A 20,214-nucleotide genomic window follows, 5' to 3' on the forward strand; every position below is an offset into this window, starting at 1 on the left:
TCAGTAAAATGGAAAAAACTATAGAAGAAAAACAGAGTCCTGGTAACTTTGTACATCTACATGTTCACACAGAATATAGCTTATTAGATGGATCAGGTAAGATATCAAAGCTAATTAAGAAAACCAAGGAACTTGGAATGAAGAGTATTGCAATTACAGATCATGGTACTATGTATGGAGCAGTAGATTTTTATAAGGCAGCTATAGAAGAAGGTATTAAGCCAATTATAGGATGTGAAATATACGTGGCTGGAAAGTCTAGGCATATTAAGCAACCTGACTTAGATAATGAAACCTATCACTTAGTATTGCTAGTCCAGAATAAAAAGGGCTATGAAAACTTGATGAAAATTGTTTCAACAGCTTCAATTGAAGGTTTTTATTATAAACCTAGGGTAGACCATGAGTTCTTAAAAGCTCATAGTGAGGGCCTTATTGCAACTAGTGCCTGTCTTGGAGGAGAAGTTCAATCAAATTTACTGAAGGGCAATAAGGAAAAAGCTAAGAAACTTGCATTAATGTATAAGGAAATCTTTGATGGAGAGTTTTATTTAGAACTTCAGTATCATGGAATGTCAGAGCAACTACAAGTAAACGGACTTATAATTCAGCTGGCTAAAGAATGTGATATACCTGTTATTTGTACCAATGATGTTCATTATATAAATAAGAAGGATAGTCACTCACATGAAATATTGTTATGTATTCAAACAGGAAAAACCATGGAAGATGAGAAAAGGATGAAATACCCTTCTGATGAATTTTATCTAAAATCACCAGAAGAAATGGAGAAAATCTTTTCTTATGTTCCTGAAGCTTTAGAAAATACAGTGAAGATTGCAGAAAAGTGTAATTTTGATTACGAATTTCATGTATCTAAGCTACCAAAGTTTCCACTGCCTGAGGGGGTAGATCCCTATGATTACCTTAGGGAGACTTGTTACAGGGGACTTATTGAAAGATATGACTGCTTTAAAGAACTAAGAGAAAAAGATTTAGATTTCAATAGGATTAATACTCTTTGTGATGAGGAGTGTAATGTAAAAGAAATTTGTGACAGGCTAGAATATGAGCTTAATATCATAAAACAAATGGGTTATGTAGACTACTTTTTAATTGTTTGGGATTTCATAAGGTTTGCAAATGAAAATGGAATTCCCACAGGACCAGGAAGAGGTTCAGCAGCAGGATCGGTAGTTGCATACACCTTGGGAATAACTAAGATAGATTCAATAAAATACAGCTTACTCTTTGAGAGATTTCTAAATCCTGAAAGAATAAGTATGCCGGACATAGATTCGGATTTCTGCTACGAAAGAAGACAAGAAATTATTGACTACGTAGTTGATAAGTATGGAGTAAATAATGTATCACAAATAATAACCTTTGGAACCATGGCAGCTAGAGCTTGTATTAGAGATGTGGGAAGAGCTATGAACTATCCATATTCGGAAGTTGATAGAATAGCTAAAATGATTCCTACAGTTCTGGGAATTACCATAGATAAGGCTTTGGATATGAATCCAGAGTTAAAGGCAGCATATGATGATGATGAAAGAGTTAAGGAACTAATAGATGTAGCTAGAGACTTAGAGGGGTTGCCTCGTCATAGTTCTACCCACGCAGCAGGAGTTGTTATAGCTTCAAACCCATTAGTTGAATATGTTCCACTTCAGAAAAATGAAGATATGATTGTAACTCAATTTACTATGGGAACGCTAGAAGAACTTGGGCTTTTAAAGATGGATTTCCTTGGACTTCGTACTTTAACAGTTATGCAAGATACTATTAAAAATATAGAAGATAATCTGGGAATTCACATTGACCTTGATAAAATAGACTTTGAAGATGAAAAAGTCTACAGAATGATTGGAGAAGGGAAAACCGTTGGGGTATTCCAGTTAGAATCTGCTGGAATGACTTCCTTCATGAAGGAATTAAGACCAGACAATCTAGAGGATATAATTGCGGGAATAAGTCTTTACAGACCAGGTCCTATGGCAGAAATTCCAAGATATGTTGAAAGTAAAAATAACCCAGATAAGGTTCAATATATTACACCAGAACTTGAACCAATTCTAGGGGTGACCTATGGGGTAATGGTTTACCAAGAGCAAGTTATGCAAATCGTAAGAGATTTAGCAGGATACTCCTTAGGACGTTCAGACTTAGTAAGACGTGCAATGTCTAAGAAGAAGCATAAAGTTATGGAAGAAGAAAGACGTAACTTTATTTATGGAATAGTTGATGAAACTGGAAATGTAGAAGTTCCAGGATGTTTGAGAAATGGCATAAGCGAAGAGGCAGCAAATAAGATATTTGACCAGATGATGGACTTCGCCTCATATGCTTTTAACAAGAGCCATGCAGCAGCCTACGCAGTTGTAGGCTATCAAACAGCGTATTTAATGTGTTATTACCCCGCAGAGTACATTGCAGCAATGCTTAATAGTATAATGGGTACCAATGAAAAAGTTGCTTATTATATAAGATTTGCTGAGCAGTTAGGAATTCAAGTGCTGCCTCCAGATATTAATGAAAGTAACTCAGGCTTTACAGTAAAGGGGAATACCATTAGATTTGGACTTTCTGCAATAAAAAATGTAGGAGTGCCAGTTATTAATTCTATTGTAAGAGATAGAGTGAAGAAAGGTAATTTTAAAAACTTCAATGACTTTTGTAATAAAATTGATACCTCTGCAGTTAATAAGAGAGCTGTGGAAAGTTTAATAAAAGCAGGAGCCTTTGATTCTTTAGGAGTTTATCGTTCAAAACTCATGGCAGTGTTCGAGAAGCTTTTAGATGGTGTAGCCAATGAAAGAAAGAGAAACATTGCAGGTCAAATAAACTTATTTGGAGATTTAACTGAAGAAGAGACTAGTATTCAAATACAATATCCTAATATTGAAGAGTTTAATAAAAAGTATCTTTTAGCCATGGAGAAGGAAATGACAGGAATATATCTTTCAGGTCATCCCTTAGACGATTATGAAAAGTCCCTAAAAATCCTTACAAGTCATAAGGTTTCAGATATTATTGTAAGTGATGTGTTAGAAGAGGGAGTAACGGTTGGAGAAGAGATTCCTAACATAAAGGATGGAACTAAGGTGATTTTAGGAGGATTAATTTCTTCAGTTACAAGAAAGATTACTAAAAACAATGCTATGATGGCATTCCTAACTCTAGAGGATTTGTTTGGAACTATTGAAGTTATTGTGTTCCCTAAAACCTATGACAATTACAGAAATTTAATTAATGAAGATGAAATGGTTATAATAAATGGAAGGGTTAGTGTGAGAGAAGAGGAACAAACAAAAGTACTCTGTGAAGAAATATCTCCACTTATCAATGTGAGCAATGAGAAGATTTTTATTTTAATTAAAGACAAATCAATGCTTAATCCATCCATGAAGGAGATAAAAATAACCTTTAAGGACAACTTGGGAGCAACTCCAGTATACCTTTGCACTGCTAATGATAGAAAGAGATATCTACTAGATAGGCAGGCTTGGTTAAAAAATGATTTTGACACCATCTCCATATTGAAAGATATGTTTGGAGATAGTAATGTAAAAATAATGTAAGAAGTACCTTCAAGGTTTCTATTCCCTTGAAGGTGCTTTTTCTATGAAAAAACATAACTGGATTTTACACTAACTTAAAAATTAAAAATCAAATTATTTATGGAAATTGAATTATTATCAGTGGATAAGGAAATTCTATAAATAGCTATGAAAACTATGGAAACAGTTACATTTAGATAATAAAAAAAGTGGAAACCATTACATGAAGATTTATGTTAAAATGGGTTTAATTTTTAGATAAATACGTTGATATTATTACAGGTAAATATTAGAATTAATATATAGTATGAATTTTAAAGGGGGCATAACAATGAAGACTATAGCAGTTTTAACAAGTGGTGGAGATTCTCCAGCAATGAATGCAGCAATTAGAGCAGTAGTAAGAATGGGCAATGATAGAGGACTTAGAGTTCTTGGAGTACATAGAGGATATAATGGCCTTATCAATGGGGAAGTAGAAGAAATGGGCAGAAGTTCTGTTTCAGATATTATCCACAGAGGAGGAACTATTCTTAGAACTGCTCGTAGTGAAGAATTTAAGACCCCTCAAGGAAGAGAAAAAGCATTAAATGTAATAAAAGTTTTAAAAATAGATGGAGTAGTAGTTATAGGTGGAGATGGTTCCTTCAGAGGAGCCCAGCTTTTATCAGAACTTGGAGTACCTACAGTTGGAATACCAGGAACCATAGATAATGATCTTGCTTATACTGATTATACTGTAGGCTTTGATACTGCTCTTAATACAGCTTTAGATGCTATAAATAAAATCAGAGATACTTCAAGCTCCCATGAAAGAGTTAGTGTTATAGAGGTAATGGGAAGAAATTGTGGAGATTTAGCGCTATTTGCAGGCATTGCAGGAGGAGCTGAAAATGTAATTGTTCCTGAAAAAGAGTTTAGCTTTGAAGACATATGTAGAAGTATTTTTCAAGGAAAGAGCAGAGGAAAATTACACAATATAATAATTTTAGCTGAGGGTGTGGGCGGTGCACATAAACTAGTTAAAAAGATTGAAGAGGTAACAGGGATTGAAAGTAGAGCTACAGTGCTTGGATATATACAAAGAGGCGGAATACCAAGTGCTTTTGATAGAATTCTTGCTTCTCGATTAGGAGCAAAAGCAGTAGAAGTACTACTAGAAGGGAAATCTTCAAGAGTGGTTGGCACTAAAAATGGCGAAATCATAGATATGGATATTACAGAAGCTCTAGCTATAGAAAAACATTTCAACCAAGAATTATATGATATATCCATAGCTTTATCTAATTAAAATTAAAGCAATTTAGATTGAACTAAGATTTGAATTCTTATAATTAAATTTATAATTTATCACAAGTATAATAGATACCTAGGAGGAAATTTATGAAAAAGACTAAAATAATATGTACAATAGGACCTACTACTGATGACAAGGAAATTGTTAAAAAACTTATAAAATTAGGTATGAATGCTGCAAGGCTTAACTTTTCTCATGGGTCCCATGAAGAACATAAGAAAAGAATAGATATGGTAAAGGAAGTAAGAAAAGAATTAGATAGACATACAGCAATAATATTAGACACAAAAGGACCAGAAATAAGAACAGGGAATTTTGAAGGTGGAACTGTAGAACTTAAAGAAGGAACTATTTTCACAGTGTTTTCAGGGGAGGATATATTAGGAGATGAAACTAAGTGTTCTGTTACCTATAATAAACTTCATGAAGATGTGGAACCAAAGGACACAATTCTTATAAATGATGGGTTAGTAGCACTTGAAGTTCAGAGCATTGAAGGAAATAAGATTCACACTACAGTGAAGAATACAGGTGTAATTGGAAATCATAAAGGAGTTAATGTTCCTGGAGTTGCAATAAATCTACCATCTCTTACAGATAAGGATATTGCAGATTTAAAGTTTGGTATAGAAAATGAAGTTGATATAGTAGCAGCATCCTTTATTAGAAAAGCATCAGATGTACTTGATATAAGAAAAGTTCTAAGTAGAAATGGTGGAAAAGACATACAGATTTTTTCTAAAATCGAAAACAGACAGGGCGTAAATAATATAGATGAAATAATAAAATACTCAGATGGAATAATGGTAGCAAGAGGAGATTTGGGGGTTGAAATACCACCAGAAGAAGTGCCTGTAGTTCAGAAAATTATCATTGAAAAATGTAATGAAGCTGGTAAACCAGTAATTACAGCAACTCAAATGTTAGACTCAATGATAAGAAATCCAAGACCTACAAGGGCTGAGGCATCGGATGTAGCTAATGCTATCTTTGATGGTACAGATGCTATAATGTTAAGTGGTGAAACTGCTAATGGTAAGTATCCAGTAGAAGTAGTTAATACTATGGCACAAATTGCGGTAACCGCTGAGCATCATATAAACTATGAAGCAAACTTAAAGAAAAAAAGAAAGTCTCATATACCAAATGTACCAAATGCTATAAGTCTTGCAACTTGTAATACAGCAATGGATCTTAAAGCTTCAGCTATAATTACAGCAACTCAAAGCGGTCATACTGCAAGACAAGTATCTAAATATAGACCTGAATGCAATATAATAGCATGTACTCCATATGAAAAGGTTGCAAGAAGCCTTGCTCTAAATTGGGGAGTATATCCAATCCTAACACCAAAAACAGAAACTACTGATGAGTTAATTCAAAACTCAGCTGAAATTGCATTATCAGCAGGATATGTTAAAAAAGGTGACTTAGTAGTAATTGCTGCAGGTATTCCAATGAACTATGTGGGAAGTACTAACATGATGAAAGTTCATATCATTGGAGATATACTACTTCAAGGTAAGGGAACTAATGATGTATCTGCCTGTGGAACTGCATTACATGTAAAAGATGCAAAAGATGCATTAAACAAACTAGAAGATGGAGAAATTATAGTTGTAAGAAGACTTGGAAGAGAATTTATGGAAGTTCTTGATAAAGTTACAGGAATAATTGTTGAAGAAGATGAAATGAGTTCTAGTGTAGTAATTGAATGTGCAGCGAAAGATATTCCAATAATCTATAATGCAACAGGAGCTTCAACTATAATTAAGTCTGGATGCTTTATAACCATGGATCCAAAACGTGGAATTGTTTATAGTGGAAGGGCTAATTTGAGTTATTAGTTATGAATTTAGGCCTAAAAATATGAATTAAAAAATAATTTTGTATAATTTTGGTAAAACTATTGAGTTATTCATAATATTTATGTATAATATTGGAACAAGTGGCTAAAAATTTAAAAGATAACATATGGCAACTGATTTTATTATTGGCACCCTCTAGCGGGTGTCTTTTTTTGCATATTAGTTGGTACATTTTAGTATTTAGATTTAATATCTGTATAAAAACTTTAAAAACTCCATACACTAACCTTAAAAGTATGAAAGGAAGTGTTATTTATGACTAATGGAGCATTAACCTGTAGTGCACAATCTTGTGTACATAATATGACTGGATTATGTTCTGCTAATGTAATTCATGTTCATGGTGCTGGAGCACATTCAAGTGAGTATACAAACTGTGGAACCTTTGCAGAAAAAGGATTAAAAAATACTGTGACTCACATGTTAAACATGAATATACCAGGAGAAGTAAGACAGTTATTCAACAGTACAGAAATACAAATGAGTCCTAAAATCAAATGTGATGCAATAAAATGCAGATACAATGATAATAGGGATTGTCATGCTAACTTTGTTCAAATCCAAGGACCGGGAGCAATGACAAGTGCAAATACTGAGTGCGAAACCTTTATAGAGTAGTCGGCATAATATCTATTTAGTAAATTTATAGAACAATATAATTTATAGCATACTGCAAGAAATTGCAGTATGCGTTTTTTTTGTACATAAGCTTTAACAACATTTTGGAAGCTTGAAGTCTGCCATCTTCTAGAGTGGCAGTTGCTCAGCTGATATAAGTTGCTTTGGTGGAAGTTTAAATCTGCTTCCAAAGTTGTTAACAAAATGAACTTATTCATTATTTAATAAAGTTCTTAAAGTCACAATCACGAGTTTATTTAGGTTAATGCCTGATGAGGAGAATATTAATTTGTGTAGTATATAAGAAAATATAGTGTATGAGGTGTTAAGCTTATTTATAAATTTTCTCCGTAATAGTGTATAGCTTATTTGGTAAAATACGAAGGTATGACAATGAAGTAATGTTTTTAAAAAGGAGAAATTATGAATAAGAAGATAAATAATCTAGTTAATATAGAAAAAAATAAAATTACATTGTAACAATGGAAAATTATGGACACGAAGATGAAAGCATAGCAAAGGTTGAAGGCTTCACTGTATTTATTGTTGGGGCACTGAAAGGTGAAGTAGTTAAAGTAAAGATAATTAAAGTAAATAAAAATTATGGGGGTGGAAAACTTTTAGAAGTAATTGAGGCTTCAGAAAAAAGAGTTGAGTCTATATGTGGCACCTATAAAAGATGTGGAGGCTGTAACCTTCAACGTTATTCTTATCTAAAAAAGCTAAGAAGGTATAGGGGGTGGAAATAATTCAAGAGGCCATAGAAAATGCAAGAGCTAATGGAGTTACAAATGCTGAATCCATAGTAGGAAAATCTGAAGAAGAAATTCCAAGATTAATTGCCCAAGGAATAAAAGTAGATGTGGTAGTGGTAGACCCTCCAAGAAAAGGTTGTGAAGAATCATTATTTAAGGCTTTAGCAGAAATAAAGCCAAGAAGAATAGTTTATGTATCCTGTAATCCAGCCACTTTGGCGAGGAATTTAGGGGTGTTAGATGGTCTAGGATATAAAACTGTGGAGCTTCAACCAATAGATATGTTCCCCCAGATAAGTTATGTAGAGTGTGATGCAAGGATAGAAAGGAATAGTTTGCTATAAAGGGCACATTTAAGATGATTTGAGGGATTATCTTTATTTGATTGGTTTTACATATTATCAGCAATAGTCACATTAAAGGTTTAATTATCAATCAACAATTTATTAGTAAAATGAACTTTTGGAAAAGAAATGGGATAGATAGGTTAGAATTTAATTTGGTGTCTAGCCCATTTCATGATAATAGTAAATTTAGATTATTAGATATATGTTACAATTTGGTTCATATCAGTTGTAACTTGCCCATATGTAGGTGGCAACTCTCCGTTACTTGCAGCAGGTATAGCTTGACCATATGGAGGTGGTAATTCACCATCAATCATATTAGGTGTAGCTTGACCATATGGAGGTGGTAATTCACCATCAGTCATATTAGGTGTAGCTTGACCATATGGAGGTGGCAATTCACCATCAGTCATATTAGGTGTAACCTGACCATATGGAGGTGGTAATTCACTTTTTAGTGTAATTGATGTTACACCAAGTATAAATGTAGATAAAATTAACGAGACCCCCAAAAGTTTAAAAATTTTGTTTTTCATAAATACCCTCCTATAATTAAATATATATTTATATAGTAAATATGTTTTACATATTTACTATATTTTTCAAATAAGTGAGACAAGTATCAAGCTTGTTATCCTTTATACTAATAATAGATAACTTAGCATGAATCTTCATTTTAGCATTAGCGTCGCTGGTATCATCTAATAGATTAAGCATATCTTTATAAACTTGTTTTAACTTTTCATTGTTATTAAAATGTTCATAGATTGTTTCTAATAAGACATAGCCTTTGTATAAGTATTCAGTGTCTTTGAAGGATTTAGCATAAGCTATAGCCTGAACTGTTTGCAACAAAGCCTCTGAATAATCGTTAGTCGATATGAATAAATTAGCTTTATGAATAAGTGTATGAGAAAGGCGTGCAATATCAGCTTTCTCAATTATTGATTGAGCTTTATCAAAACATTCTAATGCTAAAGAGGTAGAATTTATTTTCACATAAATGTCACCTAGGTTGTTATATATATAACCTAAAAGTGGGTTATATTCATCGGCAAATAGTTTGATTGACTTATTATAAATTTTTTCAGCTAATTCAAATTCTTGTATTCTGACATAGTAATCTGCTTTTAAAATAGTACCTCTAATATAATCATCAAATGTTTCATTTTTATTACAGAGTTCTAAATATCTGTTAATATAATGGAGCGCAGAGTCTATGTTATTAATATTAATATTGCACCATGCAATATTATATAGAACAACTTTTTTTGTTTTTTCATCACCGTAAAGTAATGAGGCTTCATAAGATTTTATAAAATAAAAAAGGGCTTCCATGTAATCAAGATTTAAACTTCTACATCTTCCAAGTCTATTATAAATATAAGGCATTTTTATATGTTCCTTTATATCCATATATGAGTGAAGAGAATCCAGATAATTTATAAAAGCTTTAGAGTAGTTTTTTTCCTCAAATAACATGTCTGCAATTGCTAAATAATATCGTGGTCTTATAGAATTAAGATTATAAGTATTGATTACTTCATAAATAGCACTGGCTTCAGCAAGTGATTTCAAATTATCTAAAGCAGTACAACAGTACCTTTCTGCTTCTTCACAAGGTGTTATAAAAAGATAATCATCAGCAATATTAAAATCCATATCTTTTTCTTCAGCTATTTTTCGTAATAATTCAGTAATTTGCATAGCTCTACTCTCAGTTAGTTCTCTTTTATTATTTTCAAGCATACTTATAAAATTTCTAGAAACCCCAATTTGAGTTAAGGCATCTTGTTCTATATTAAGTTGATGTCTAAGGTTGCGTAGCTTTTCACCCGTAGTTAAAAATTTCATTTTACCAGTATCACTCCAATTTGAATTATTATAGTAACAAGTAAATCATATCATTAGTTTACTACAGAATAGTTGAAAATAAAATAGGAAAAACAAAAAAATATGGTAATAATTAAAAAAACTAGGAAGAATTATAAAGATAGAATGCAATCATTAATTGCTAAATTATAATTTAGATTAACATAAGTTCAAATTTGTATATATAATGTGCAAAAAGTAGTATAGGCTACAGTTTTTCATTAGCTTACATTATTAGAGTAAGAAAAATTAACAATTATAATTTGATATAAGGTGAAAAAGTAAACAAAATATACGTGAAATTTGTAATAAAAAAACTAAAGGTAACGAAAAAAATAAAAAAATAGTTGATTATTTATAGTTGGATGTTATAATATAGTCATAAATAATTGGAAATATAGTTAAAAATTTCAATTAGTGTAATTGGGAAAATCTCTAATTTAGCACTATGAAACTTTTCTATATTAAAAGGGGAGATTTACTAGTTTATTTTTAGTAAATTGTAAAAATGTTAAAAATATATATGGGGTGAATTAAAGTGAAGAGTTATGAAGAAATTAACTGGAAAATAAAAAATGGAATTGCAGTAGTTCTGACAGCAGAGGAAATTATTAAAATGGTTGATGATGTGGGCATTAAAGAAACAGCAAAAAAGGTTGATGTTGTGACAACAGGAACCTTTGGACCAATGTGTTCAACAGGTGCATTTTTAAATTTTGGACAAACTTCAGAGCCAACAAAAATGTCTAAGATTTGGTTAAATGATGTACCAGCATATGGAGGAGTAGCTTCAGCGGACGCATTTATTGGCGCAACTGAGCTGAGAGAAGGCTCTAAAGAATTATATGGTGGTGCGCATGTAATTGAAGATCTAATTTCAGGTAAAAGGGTTAAGTTAAAAGTTGAAGGAACTGTTACAGATTGTAAACCTAATAAGAATATAGAAATGTACATTGATAAGAATAATATAAATGAATGTGTAATGTTTAATCCTAGGAATGCATATCAAAATTATGTTGCTGCAACAAACTCAACTGATGAAACTATTTATACCTATATGGGGAAATTATTACCCAATCATGAAAATATTACATATTGTAATGCTGGTGAGTTAAGCCCATTAATAAATGATCCTTATATGCGAACTATAGGTGTTGGAACCAAAATATTTCTTGGAGGTACTGAAGGGTATGTAGCATGGAATGGAACTCAGTTTAAAACAGTTCAGAAAGAGAATGAAAATGGAGTTCCTATTGGACCTACACGTACTTTAAGTGTTATAGGTGATATGAAAAAAATGAATACAAATTTTATGAGAGCTCTATCAATTAATAAATATGGAGTTAGTATGGCTGTTGGCATTGGTATACCGATTCCTATTTTAGATGAAGAAATGGTTGGATTTACTATGGTTAGAGACAGAGATATTAAAACCAATTTGGTGGATTACGGCATTAGGAAAAGAGATAGGCCAATAATAAGAGAAATAAATTATGAAGAATTGAAGAGCGGGCTGGTTGATTTAAATGGTAAGAAAATACCTACTTCATCAATATCAAGTATGTACAAAGCAAGAGTAATAGCTAATACACTGAAACAATGGATTGAGGAAGGTAAGTTTACTATTGAAAAACCTGTAAAAATGATGCCTGAAGATTCTCAGATTAAACCGTTAACTTAATTGTGTACAAGTAGTAAAGGAGAGAAAGATATGAATGAAATGTTACAAAAAGTTTTACATGGAGTTTTAGCAGAAGAAAAAATAACAAGAATAGTGGAAGAGTATGATAAAAATAAAGATGTACCTCTTGGGGTTTTAGGAATAGATTCTTTATGCATGATGGGGATTGTACTAAATATAAATAATCTAATTGGTGGAAAAATAAATTTTGACAATTTTAAATTTGAGGACATTGAAACTTTATCAAAAATTAAATTGTTTATTGAAAAATGCAATCTAGAATAGTTCGAGAGAGGTGCAAATATGCAAGAAATAGTCATTGAGAGAAATTTAAGTAATGTTAATTTTATAAAAAGGATATTAAAATATCAATTAAAATTTTACTTTACACAAATTTCCAGTGTAAAGTTTAATGAGAACAATATTACAATTCAAGCAACAGAGTATCTTAATAAAGAAGAAGTTGAATCTACCTTAGATGGGATTATGAACAAGCTATCCAATACAGCTTTAATTGGTAAACAAAATACACTTTTTGATTCTAGAGAGAATGGTTCGTTAGATAAATTTCATGTAAATATTGAGAAAAAGCATAGGGATACATTTGTTAGAAGTGTGAAAAGAACCCTGGAAAAGAACCTTGAAAATAATCTATGTAGTTTTAAAAAGACTTTTGAAAAATATAACTATCCAATATCTATTGGTATAAATGCTTATAACAATAATTATATTAAGCTTTATACTTTTTTAGATGAGTTGATAAAGGCATATTTTGAAGAGATATATGGAGTGGAAGAAATAAATGTTCCATCAATGATTTTGACAGAAACCATTGATAAATCAGGGTATTTTGAGACAGGATGCCAACATATAAGTTTTGTGGCACCTATCACTAATAATCCTAGTAAATTTGATGAATTTCAAAAGAAATATTCAGAATTATATAAAGAAAAGCAAGTGTACAATTACGTGAAAAAACCTAAATATATTTTAAATCCAGCCCTTTGCTTACATTGTTACCCATTATTAAAGGGATATAAGTTTGATACTAAATCTGATGTTATATTAACTGTAAAAGGATCTTGTTTTAGAGATGAATCAGGTAATCTAAACAATCAAGAGCGATTACATGAATTTAGTATGAGAGAAATTGTATTTTTTACAAATGATTACAAAATAAAAAAATATCAAAAAGAGTCTATAAACTTTTTTTACCTGCTAGGTAGATTAATAGGGTTAGATTTTAAGTTGGAGATAGCAAATGATATTTTCTTTTCTGATAATGCAGAAAAACAATTGTTTTCACAGTTAATATCTGATGATAAAATTGAACTTTGTATTTATTGCAATAATGTAAGTGAGTATATTTCAGTTGCATCAATTAATAAACATCATAATCATTTTTCTAAGCCTTTTGAACTGAAGGATGAAAATGAAAAGCTTATAAATACAATGTGCATAGGTTTTGGTTTGGATAGACTTGTATTAGCTTTATTAAATATTAACCAAAACCAAAGTATAGACCAATTCAGACAAAAATTGTTAGAGAATTTAAAATGTATTTAGCTAGTGGGGAATTTTCATGTGATATATGAATAAAAAGTATTAAATGATCAATGTAAAATGTATTATTTTATATTTTTAGATGGTAAATAAAGATTAACTTATGTGCTCAACAGAGAAGTCAAGTGAAAAATTATCATTTTATAATTTTATTTCTTGGGCACTGCGAAAGGGATGATAGCAAAGTGAATAAAAAAATAGTTTTAGTTGAGACAGTGGATTTTATTAAAAATAGATTTAAAGAGATTGCGAGGGAAGAAGGTGATATACTTTATTTCCTTGAAGCTGAAAATAGAGATAATGAGGATGAAAAACTTATAATTAAATGTGATTTGAAAAGTAATTATAATGATGCAAAAAAAATCATAGAAGAGGTCGTGGGAAATCCAGATGTTATTATGACAGTGAATGAAAGTTTTTTAACTCAAACTGCTAGGTTAGCAGAGGAGTTTAAAGTATATACTGAATCCTTGGATGCAGTTTATGCAAATAGAGATAAGTTTGAAATGAAAAAGGTTTGGATGAACAGTGGTGTTCCTACAGCTAAAAGTAAATTGTATAAGTCATTGAAAGAGGTAGAAGACGATATAAATTATATTAATTTCCCTGTAATTATTAAACCTTCTCAAGGATACGCTAGCATGGGTGTTAAAAAAGTAGATAGTAAAGAAGAATTAATAAGTCAAGCATCTAAAATATTTTTATTGAACTTTACTGTTGTGACTAAAGAAAAACTTAACAATACAGGAATTTTAATAGAAGACTATATTGATGGAGAGGAATTCTCAGTTGATACCTTGTGGGTTGATGGGAAACCGATAGTTAGTGGGATTTTAGCAAGAGGAATACCTAAAGGACCGTATTATCCAGATAGGTTATATTTTATAGACACAGAGCTAAGTGAAAATGAATGTAAGAAAATTAAAGATGCATCTTATGATGCAGTTAGAGCAACAGGATTAAAAAGCAGTGCTACTCATACAGAATTAAGATATAAGAATGATGATATTTTTGTTATAGAGACTACTTCACGACCTGGTGGTGGAGGATATTTTTACGAGCATATTTTTAAGCAAGGATATGGAATAGATTTTACTAAGTTATATTATTACATTAATGTGATTGATGATAAAGAGGAATTGTTCAATCGTTTATCTAAAGTTGAACTAAATACAGGTAGGAATGCATGTTTGTTTATGTATAATGTTCCTTATAAAAATAAGGGGATTATAAAAGCAGTACATGGTGTTGAGAAGTTAAAAGCAAGATCTGAAATTATTGAATGTACATGCTTTAAAAAAGCTGGAGACATTTTGTATGAAGAAGATATGAATGCTGGATACTTAGTTTGGCTTTCAGGAAAGATAGAAAATAAAAATATAAGAAAAGAGCTTGAAAGGTTACAAGACATATACGATGAAGCTATTTCTGTAGAGTACAAGAGTAGCTAATGGAAAAATAGGGGGATAGATAGTATGACGAATATAAAGGTATGGACCAAAAATTTCACATTATTACTTATAGCAAATGTTATTTCTAGAATAGGAACTGTTATTTATAATGTAGTATTAGCTTGGTGGATAACAGAGCAAACTGGTTCTGCAAAAATAATAGGAGTAATTCTAGCAGCTACGCTAGTGCCTACTGCTTTATTTAGTTTAGTTGGGGGAGAATTTTCAGATAGATTAAACAAAAAAAATATATTGATAGTAACAGATATTTTAAGTGGACTAATGTCGATTTTAACCGCAATAATGGCTTATTATAAAATAGTAAATGTACCAATTTTAATTATGACAAACTTTATATTAGGTACTTCAAGTTGTTTATTCAAGCCTACATTTAAGTCTATAGTTCCTGAGATCATAGAGAAAAACTCCTTGGTAAAAGCTAATACGTTTTTAACCAGCGCAGCTGAAACTACAAAAGTAATAGGTCCATTTATAGGAGCATTTATACTTTCAATAAGTTTACTAGGAGCTCCAGGAGCATTTCTAATAAATGGACTATCTTTTATATTATCTGCAATTCTAGAACTGTTTATAGATTATAAAAAATCAAATGTTAATACAAAAAAACAAGGAAATGTAATGGAAAATATCAAAGAAGGATTAGTATATGTTTATAAAAATAAAATTATAATAAATATATTGATATTAGTATCAGTTATAAATGTATTTTTAGCTTCATTTGAAGTTTTGATGCCTTTATTTGTGCAAAATATTTTAATGGAAGGAAGTAAGTATTATTCATATATACTATCAGCTTATTCATTGGGTGGAATTTGTGTTATTTTGACATCCTTTTTTGTTTCTAAATTACCGATTAATCAGAAAACACTAGCTATTTCAATTGCTTTATCTGGTATTCCATTATTGTTTCTTACGCTATTAGCTAAAAGTTTTACATTATTTATTATAATTTTTATCTTTGGATTTACTGGAAGTATATTCAACACTTTATTCTTTTCCTATATTCAAATAAACGTAGAGAAACAGTTCTTAGGGAGAACTTTTTCAACCATGTATCTTATAGCATTTATTGCAACACCTATAGCTTATGTTGTATTTGGATACTTGGGAAATACTATCTTAAACACAGTGTTTATTTATGTAGGAATTAGCGTTATTTTATGTGCATTACCTTTAATAATATCTAAGGATAAGAAAAAAGAAAAAGAAGAAAAAGAAACAGAAGCAGCTATATAAAGCACTAATGATAGAAGTTAAACAAAATAAATTGTAATTTAATAAAAGTTATAAGGAGTAATAATATGAATTTTAAAGATGAAAAAGACAACGATTTTGAAGAATTTTTAATTTATAAAGAGTTCATGTGTTTTGATAGAACTATATATTATTTACTTAAAAATTGGTGCTCTATGAAGGATATAGAATTATTCTTCTTAGATAGATATATAGGATTCAATAATGATGAAAAAAATGGATGGACAAGCTCTTTAGATGGATTAAAAAACATGCTTTTCAATAAAGGGATAATAGAAGTTATAAACATTCCTATAAGTAGAATGAAAGATTATATAAGTGATGATTTATCAAAGGATAATTTTAGAGTTATCGCATATGCAAAGTTCCTTTACCCAGATAAGGATAAACCATTCCCGTATACATCATACGTAGTAGTTGAGGGATATGAAGATGAGTATGTTATACTAACGAAACTATCTAATGTTGAACAAAAAATTAGATATAAGGAACATGAAAAGAACTTAGAAGATATCCTAGTTCATGAAAATGGTGAGGTAACTTTGTTAGTATTTAGGAATTCACCTATATTTGAACATATAGAAAGTTTAAGTTGTAAAGATAAAATAAAATATGTTTTAAAAGATGTCTTCCAATATAGTGAAAAGTTTCTAGATGAAAAATTAAACGAGATTGAAAGTGGAGAAAGCGCTATATTAAATAATTTAGAGTTTCATAAGTTAAGGTTAGAGCAATATATTACAGAAGGTGTTCATCGAAAAAACTACTCTTCTTTTGCTAGGAGAATAAATGAAATGATTTTTCCAAGTTTTAGATGTTATAACATTCTAAAGAAGGAAGGATTAATAATAAATGATGAGTTAGAAGTTGTGAAAAATAAGCTGGAGAATGATTTATCATTAGCAAATAAGTATGCCTTATCTTTTATCTGGACCAAAGATAAGACATACTTTACCCAGTATGTTGAAAAGATGGAAGAGGCAAATGAAGATTATTTGCTTTATAGAAGAAAATTTCATAACCAAGTTAAGCACCATATAAGTCACAATTAGTATTAAGAAATACAAGTGCAAAGGAGATTTTAAAATGGATATTAATAAAAATACAAGTAAAATAATTGATATTGACAAAGAGAAATGCATTAATTGTGGTGTGTGTACTGGTGTTTGCAATGGTAAATCACTTAGTTTAAATCGTAGTACATGGGACTTGCAATTTAAAAAAGAGTTATGTATAGCGTGTTATGAATGTGTAATAGCATGTCCGGTTAAGGCTATTAATATGATTAATTAAAATTGAGAAAGTTAAGGAGCTAGATGTGAAGGTAGAATGTATGAAGTGCGTTTTTATAGAGATGAAATTGAAAATAGTAATAAAAAGTCATTTTTAGTAGTATATAAAGAAACTGATATATGGGTATGTGTAAATAAAGAAAAATATACAAAAGAATTAGAAGAATTTACTTTTCGAGAAGTTAAACAACTCCGTACAGAATTAGAGAAATATATTTTAAAAGATCCACTATATCAAACTACATTTAGCCCCTATACTATAGGTGAGCAATCACCAACTATTGCTAAGAGGATGTCAGAGGTTGCGAGTATAGCTAATGTTGGTCCTATGGCAGCTGTTGCAGGAGCTTTCTCTGAATTTATAGGTAAAGCAATTGAAAAAAGATTTGGGTTAGATGAAATAATAGTAGAGAATGGAGGAGACATATATGTAAATTCTAGAGAGGATATTATAATTTCAATATTTGCAGGATACTCTCCTCTTTCAAATAAAATTAAAGTTTTAATTAAGAAGGATAAATTACCTTTAGGTATATGCACTTCTTCTGGAACGGTAGGACATTCTTTTAGTTACGGAAAGGCAGATGCTGTTGTGGTTATTTGTAAGGATGCAGCTTTAGCTGATTCTTTAGCTACAGCATTGTGCAATAAAGTAAAGAAAGAACATGATATTGAATTAGTTCTTGAGGAATCAAAAAAAATCACTGAAATTTTAGGGTGCCTAATAATTTTAAAAGATAAGATAGGTATGCAAGGGTGTATAACTTTAGTTAACTAATACAAAGTAAATTAAAATTTAAAAAAGGGGAGACTTATAATAAAATGAGTTTTATTTTGAAAAATGGGATTATTATATGTTTAATAGGAGAATCAGGAAGTGGGAAAAGTACAATAGCTAACTATATGGAAAAGAAAGGCTATAAAAATATAAATACATATACAACTAGGAAAAAAAGATATGAGAATGAGGAAGGTCATGTTTTTGTCAATGAAGATGAGGCTGAATTGATAAAAAACACAAATTTTAGTTGTATACAACATAAATCTTTAGCATATAGATCACTATTCAGTGATGAGTGGTATTGGTCCTATAAGAGTCAATATAAACAGCACGAAAAATGTATATATGCATTTAATCCAAGTGCTTGCCAAGATTTAATTAAAAATGTAGTGGATAGAAAGATTGTAATTGTATATTTAAAATGTGGACAGAGTGAACGTAGGAATAGAATGTATGGGCGGTTAAAATATGATAATATACATTTAAAAAGTAAGGTAGAACCTATTAATACTGTGGAACTAAGAATGGAGAGCGAAAAAGAAGAATACTTATTTTTTAAATGTGATTATGTAGTAAACACTGAATGTGATATTAATGATACGTTTAAAACAATTGATACAATAGTTGAAGCTGTTGAAGATGAGTTTAATGAATCCATTTGTGGGTAATTTCTTAGTTATTATTATATGAAAAGTAGATGGGGGTAGATTGATGAGTACTGATTTTACAATGAGAAAGAAGACAAAAAAGATTAGAGTAGGGGATATTTTTATCGGTGGCGACTCACCTATTTCAATTCAGTCTATGACGAATACTGATACTAGGGATGTACAGGGAACCATAAATCAAATTAAGAGATTGGAAGAGTGTGGATGCGACATTGCAAGAGTGGCCGTGGTAGATAGGGAGTCTGCAGAAGCGATTAGTAAGATTAAAAAAGAAATTAAAATTCCTTTAGTAGCAGATATACATTTTAATTATCAATTGGCAATAGAAAGTATTAAGAATGGTGTAGATAAAGTAAGGCTTAATCCAGGAAACTTAGGAGATATGGAAAAAATTAGGGTTATTGCTAGTCTAGCTAAGGAAAGAGAAGTTCCAATAAGAATAGGAGTAAATTCAGGATCTGTAGATAAAGAAATTATTTCGAAATATAATGGAGTTACAAGTGATGGATTAGTCGAGAGTGCAATAAGCTATGCAAACAAATTGGAGTACTTTGGATTTGATAATATATTGTATTCTATTAAAGCATCTAGTGTTCCGATGACGATTCAAGCTTATCGTAAAATTGCAGAAAGTACTCAATATCCACTGCATATCGGTATTACTGAAGCAGGAACTCCAAGTACTGGTAGAATGAAGGCAGCAATTGCAATTGGAACTTTACTATCAGAAGGTATTGGTGACACTTTACGGGTTTCATTAACCGGAGACCATGTAGAAGAAGTAATAGCTGGAAAAGAAATTTTAAGGGCCCTAGAAATTAGAAAAGAAGGAGTAGAGTTTATTTCATGTCCCACATGTGGCAGGTGTCAAGTTAAACTTATAGATATAGCTAATGAAGTTGAAACAAGGTTAAAAGATATTAATAAAAATATAAAGGTAGCTGTAATGGGATGTGCAGTAAATGGGCCAGGAGAGGCTAAAGAAGCTGATATTGGAATAGCAGGTGGCAAGAATGAATTTTTATTATTTAAAAAAGGTGAAGTATTTGGCAAGTTTTCAGAAAACAAAATAGTAGACGTGTTATTAAATGAAATACGAAAAGTGTAAGAATATATTAAGTTTTAAGTAATTATTATTAAGATAAAAAAATTTATAATATTGAAGAAAAACCTAAAGGTTTAA

16 protein-coding genes and 2 pseudogenes are annotated in these 20,214 nt (G+C 30.6%); 16 read left to right on the plus strand and 2 right to left on the minus strand.

Features of this window, described 5'->3' with window-relative positions; translation table 11 throughout:
• Positions 1–8 precede the first annotated feature (8 nt).
• From C661_RS0104490 to C661_RS24200, 6 genes and pseudogenes are all read left to right on the plus strand, one after another.
• Positions 9–3,584 (plus strand): DNA polymerase III subunit alpha, encoded by a 3,576-nt coding sequence (locus C661_RS0104490; RefSeq protein WP_017414109.1) that lies wholly within the window; start codon positions 9–11, stop codon positions 3,582–3,584.
• Between the two features lie 310 nt (positions 3,585–3,894).
• Positions 3,895–4,854 (plus strand): 6-phosphofructokinase, encoded by a 960-nt coding sequence (pfkA, locus tag C661_RS0104495; RefSeq protein ID WP_017414110.1) that lies wholly within the window; start codon positions 3,895–3,897, stop codon positions 4,852–4,854.
• Positions 4,855–4,946: 92 nt separating this feature from the next.
• Positions 4,947–6,707: a pyruvate kinase gene (gene pyk, locus C661_RS0104500; protein WP_017414111.1), complete on the plus strand. Its 1,761-nt coding sequence runs from the start codon at positions 4,947–4,949 to the stop codon at positions 6,705–6,707.
• 276 nt (positions 6,708–6,983) lie between these two features.
• The gene (locus C661_RS0104505; protein WP_017414112.1) at positions 6,984–7,346 is read left to right on the plus strand and encodes a DUF1540 domain-containing protein; all 363 of its coding nucleotides are present in this window, start codon (positions 6,984–6,986) and stop codon (positions 7,344–7,346) included.
• 482 nt (positions 7,347–7,828) lie between these two features.
• Positions 7,829–7,909: pseudogene (locus tag C661_RS24555) on the plus strand (hypothetical protein); the annotation flags it as partial.
• A 137-nt stretch (positions 7,910–8,046) separates the two neighbouring features.
• Positions 8,047–8,445: pseudogene (locus C661_RS24200) on the plus strand (23S rRNA (uracil(1939)-C(5))-methyltransferase RlmD); the annotation flags it as partial.
• A 197-nt stretch (positions 8,446–8,642) separates the two neighbouring features.
• On the opposite strand, the gene C661_RS0104520 reads toward C661_RS24200, so the two are convergent.
• Together C661_RS0104520 and C661_RS0104525 are read right to left on the minus strand one after the other, a co-directional pair.
• Entirely contained in the window at positions 8,643–8,984 is a 342-nt protein-coding gene (locus C661_RS0104520) for a hypothetical protein (protein WP_017414115.1), read from the minus strand.
• A gap of 46 nt (positions 8,985–9,030) precedes the next feature.
• The gene (locus C661_RS0104525; protein WP_017414116.1) at positions 9,031–10,302 is read right to left on the minus strand and encodes a helix-turn-helix transcriptional regulator; all 1,272 of its coding nucleotides are present in this window, start codon (positions 10,300–10,302) and stop codon (positions 9,031–9,033) included.
• A 556-nt stretch (positions 10,303–10,858) separates the two neighbouring features.
• Between C661_RS0104525 and C661_RS0104530 the strand changes: the two genes are divergently transcribed.
• From C661_RS0104530 to ispG, 10 genes are all read left to right on the plus strand, one after another.
• Entirely contained in the window at positions 10,859–12,001 is a 1,143-nt protein-coding gene (locus tag C661_RS0104530; protein ID WP_017414117.1) for a homocysteine biosynthesis protein, read from the plus strand.
• A gap of 30 nt (positions 12,002–12,031) precedes the next feature.
• On the plus strand, positions 12,032–12,286 hold the full coding sequence (locus C661_RS0104535) for a hypothetical protein (protein ID WP_017414118.1): 255 nt from the start codon (positions 12,032–12,034) through the stop codon (positions 12,284–12,286).
• Between the two features lie 18 nt (positions 12,287–12,304).
• Positions 12,305–13,567, plus strand: a complete 1,263-nt coding sequence (locus tag C661_RS0104540; protein WP_017414119.1) for an aminoacyl--tRNA ligase-related protein — start codon at positions 12,305–12,307, stop codon at positions 13,565–13,567.
• A gap of 182 nt (positions 13,568–13,749) precedes the next feature.
• Complete coding sequence (locus tag C661_RS0104545) at positions 13,750–15,015, plus strand: ATP-grasp domain-containing protein (protein ID WP_017414120.1); 1,266 nt, start codon at positions 13,750–13,752, stop codon at positions 15,013–15,015.
• Between the two features lie 24 nt (positions 15,016–15,039).
• Complete coding sequence (locus C661_RS21315; RefSeq protein ID WP_017414121.1) at positions 15,040–16,272, plus strand: MFS transporter; 1,233 nt, start codon at positions 15,040–15,042, stop codon at positions 16,270–16,272.
• Between the two features lie 65 nt (positions 16,273–16,337).
• Positions 16,338–17,342, plus strand: a complete 1,005-nt coding sequence (locus tag C661_RS0104555) for a hypothetical protein (RefSeq protein ID WP_017414122.1) — start codon at positions 16,338–16,340, stop codon at positions 17,340–17,342.
• 34 nt (positions 17,343–17,376) lie between these two features.
• Entirely contained in the window at positions 17,377–17,583 is a 207-nt protein-coding gene (locus C661_RS21320) for a 4Fe-4S dicluster domain-containing protein (RefSeq protein ID WP_017414123.1), read from the plus strand.
• 45 nt (positions 17,584–17,628) lie between these two features.
• Complete coding sequence (locus tag C661_RS0104565; protein WP_192812645.1) at positions 17,629–18,360, plus strand: UPF0280 family protein; 732 nt, start codon at positions 17,629–17,631, stop codon at positions 18,358–18,360.
• 44 nt (positions 18,361–18,404) lie between these two features.
• Positions 18,405–19,031 carry an ATP-binding cassette domain-containing protein gene (locus C661_RS21325; RefSeq protein ID WP_017414125.1) on the plus strand — a complete coding sequence of 209 codons (627 nt, stop codon included), beginning with the start codon at positions 18,405–18,407 and terminating at the stop codon, positions 19,029–19,031.
• Positions 19,032–19,074: 43 nt separating this feature from the next.
• Positions 19,075–20,139 (plus strand): flavodoxin-dependent (E)-4-hydroxy-3-methylbut-2-enyl-diphosphate synthase, encoded by a 1,065-nt coding sequence (ispG, locus tag C661_RS0104575; protein ID WP_017414126.1) that lies wholly within the window; start codon positions 19,075–19,077, stop codon positions 20,137–20,139.
• The last annotated feature ends 75 nt before the right edge of the window (positions 20,140–20,214 follow it).

It is taken from the genome of Clostridium tunisiense TJ (genome assembly GCF_000300195.1).
Classification (GTDB): Bacteria; Bacillota; Clostridia; order Clostridiales; family Clostridiaceae; genus Clostridium_J; species Clostridium_J tunisiense.

Bases quoted from the DNA above. Each gene is read 5' to 3' on its own strand.
- C661_RS0104490 (WP_017414109.1), top strand. From the start codon at position 9: ATGGAAAAAACTATAGAAGAAAAACAGAGTCCTGGTAACTTTGTACAT.
- pfkA (WP_017414110.1), top strand. From the start codon at position 3,895: ATGAAGACTATAGCAGTTTTAACAAGTGGTGGAGATTCTCCAGCAATG.
- pyk (WP_017414111.1), top strand. From the start codon at position 4,947: ATGAAAAAGACTAAAATAATATGTACAATAGGACCTACTACTGATGAC.
- C661_RS0104505 (WP_017414112.1), top strand. From the start codon at position 6,984: ATGACTAATGGAGCATTAACCTGTAGTGCACAATCTTGTGTACATAAT.
- C661_RS0104520 (WP_017414115.1), bottom strand. From the start codon at position 8,984: ATGAAAAACAAAATTTTTAAACTTTTGGGGGTCTCGTTAATTTTATCT.
- C661_RS0104525 (WP_017414116.1), bottom strand. From the start codon at position 10,302: ATGAAATTTTTAACTACGGGTGAAAAGCTACGCAACCTTAGACATCAA.
- C661_RS0104535 (WP_017414118.1), top strand. From the start codon at position 12,032: ATGAATGAAATGTTACAAAAAGTTTTACATGGAGTTTTAGCAGAAGAA.
- C661_RS0104540 (WP_017414119.1), top strand. From the start codon at position 12,305: ATGCAAGAAATAGTCATTGAGAGAAATTTAAGTAATGTTAATTTTATA.
- C661_RS21315 (WP_017414121.1), top strand. From the start codon at position 15,040: ATGACGAATATAAAGGTATGGACCAAAAATTTCACATTATTACTTATA.
- C661_RS0104555 (WP_017414122.1), top strand. From the start codon at position 16,338: ATGAATTTTAAAGATGAAAAAGACAACGATTTTGAAGAATTTTTAATT.
- C661_RS21320 (WP_017414123.1), top strand. From the start codon at position 17,377: ATGGATATTAATAAAAATACAAGTAAAATAATTGATATTGACAAAGAG.
- C661_RS21325 (WP_017414125.1), top strand. From the start codon at position 18,405: ATGAGTTTTATTTTGAAAAATGGGATTATTATATGTTTAATAGGAGAA.
- ispG (WP_017414126.1), top strand. From the start codon at position 19,075: ATGAGTACTGATTTTACAATGAGAAAGAAGACAAAAAAGATTAGAGTA.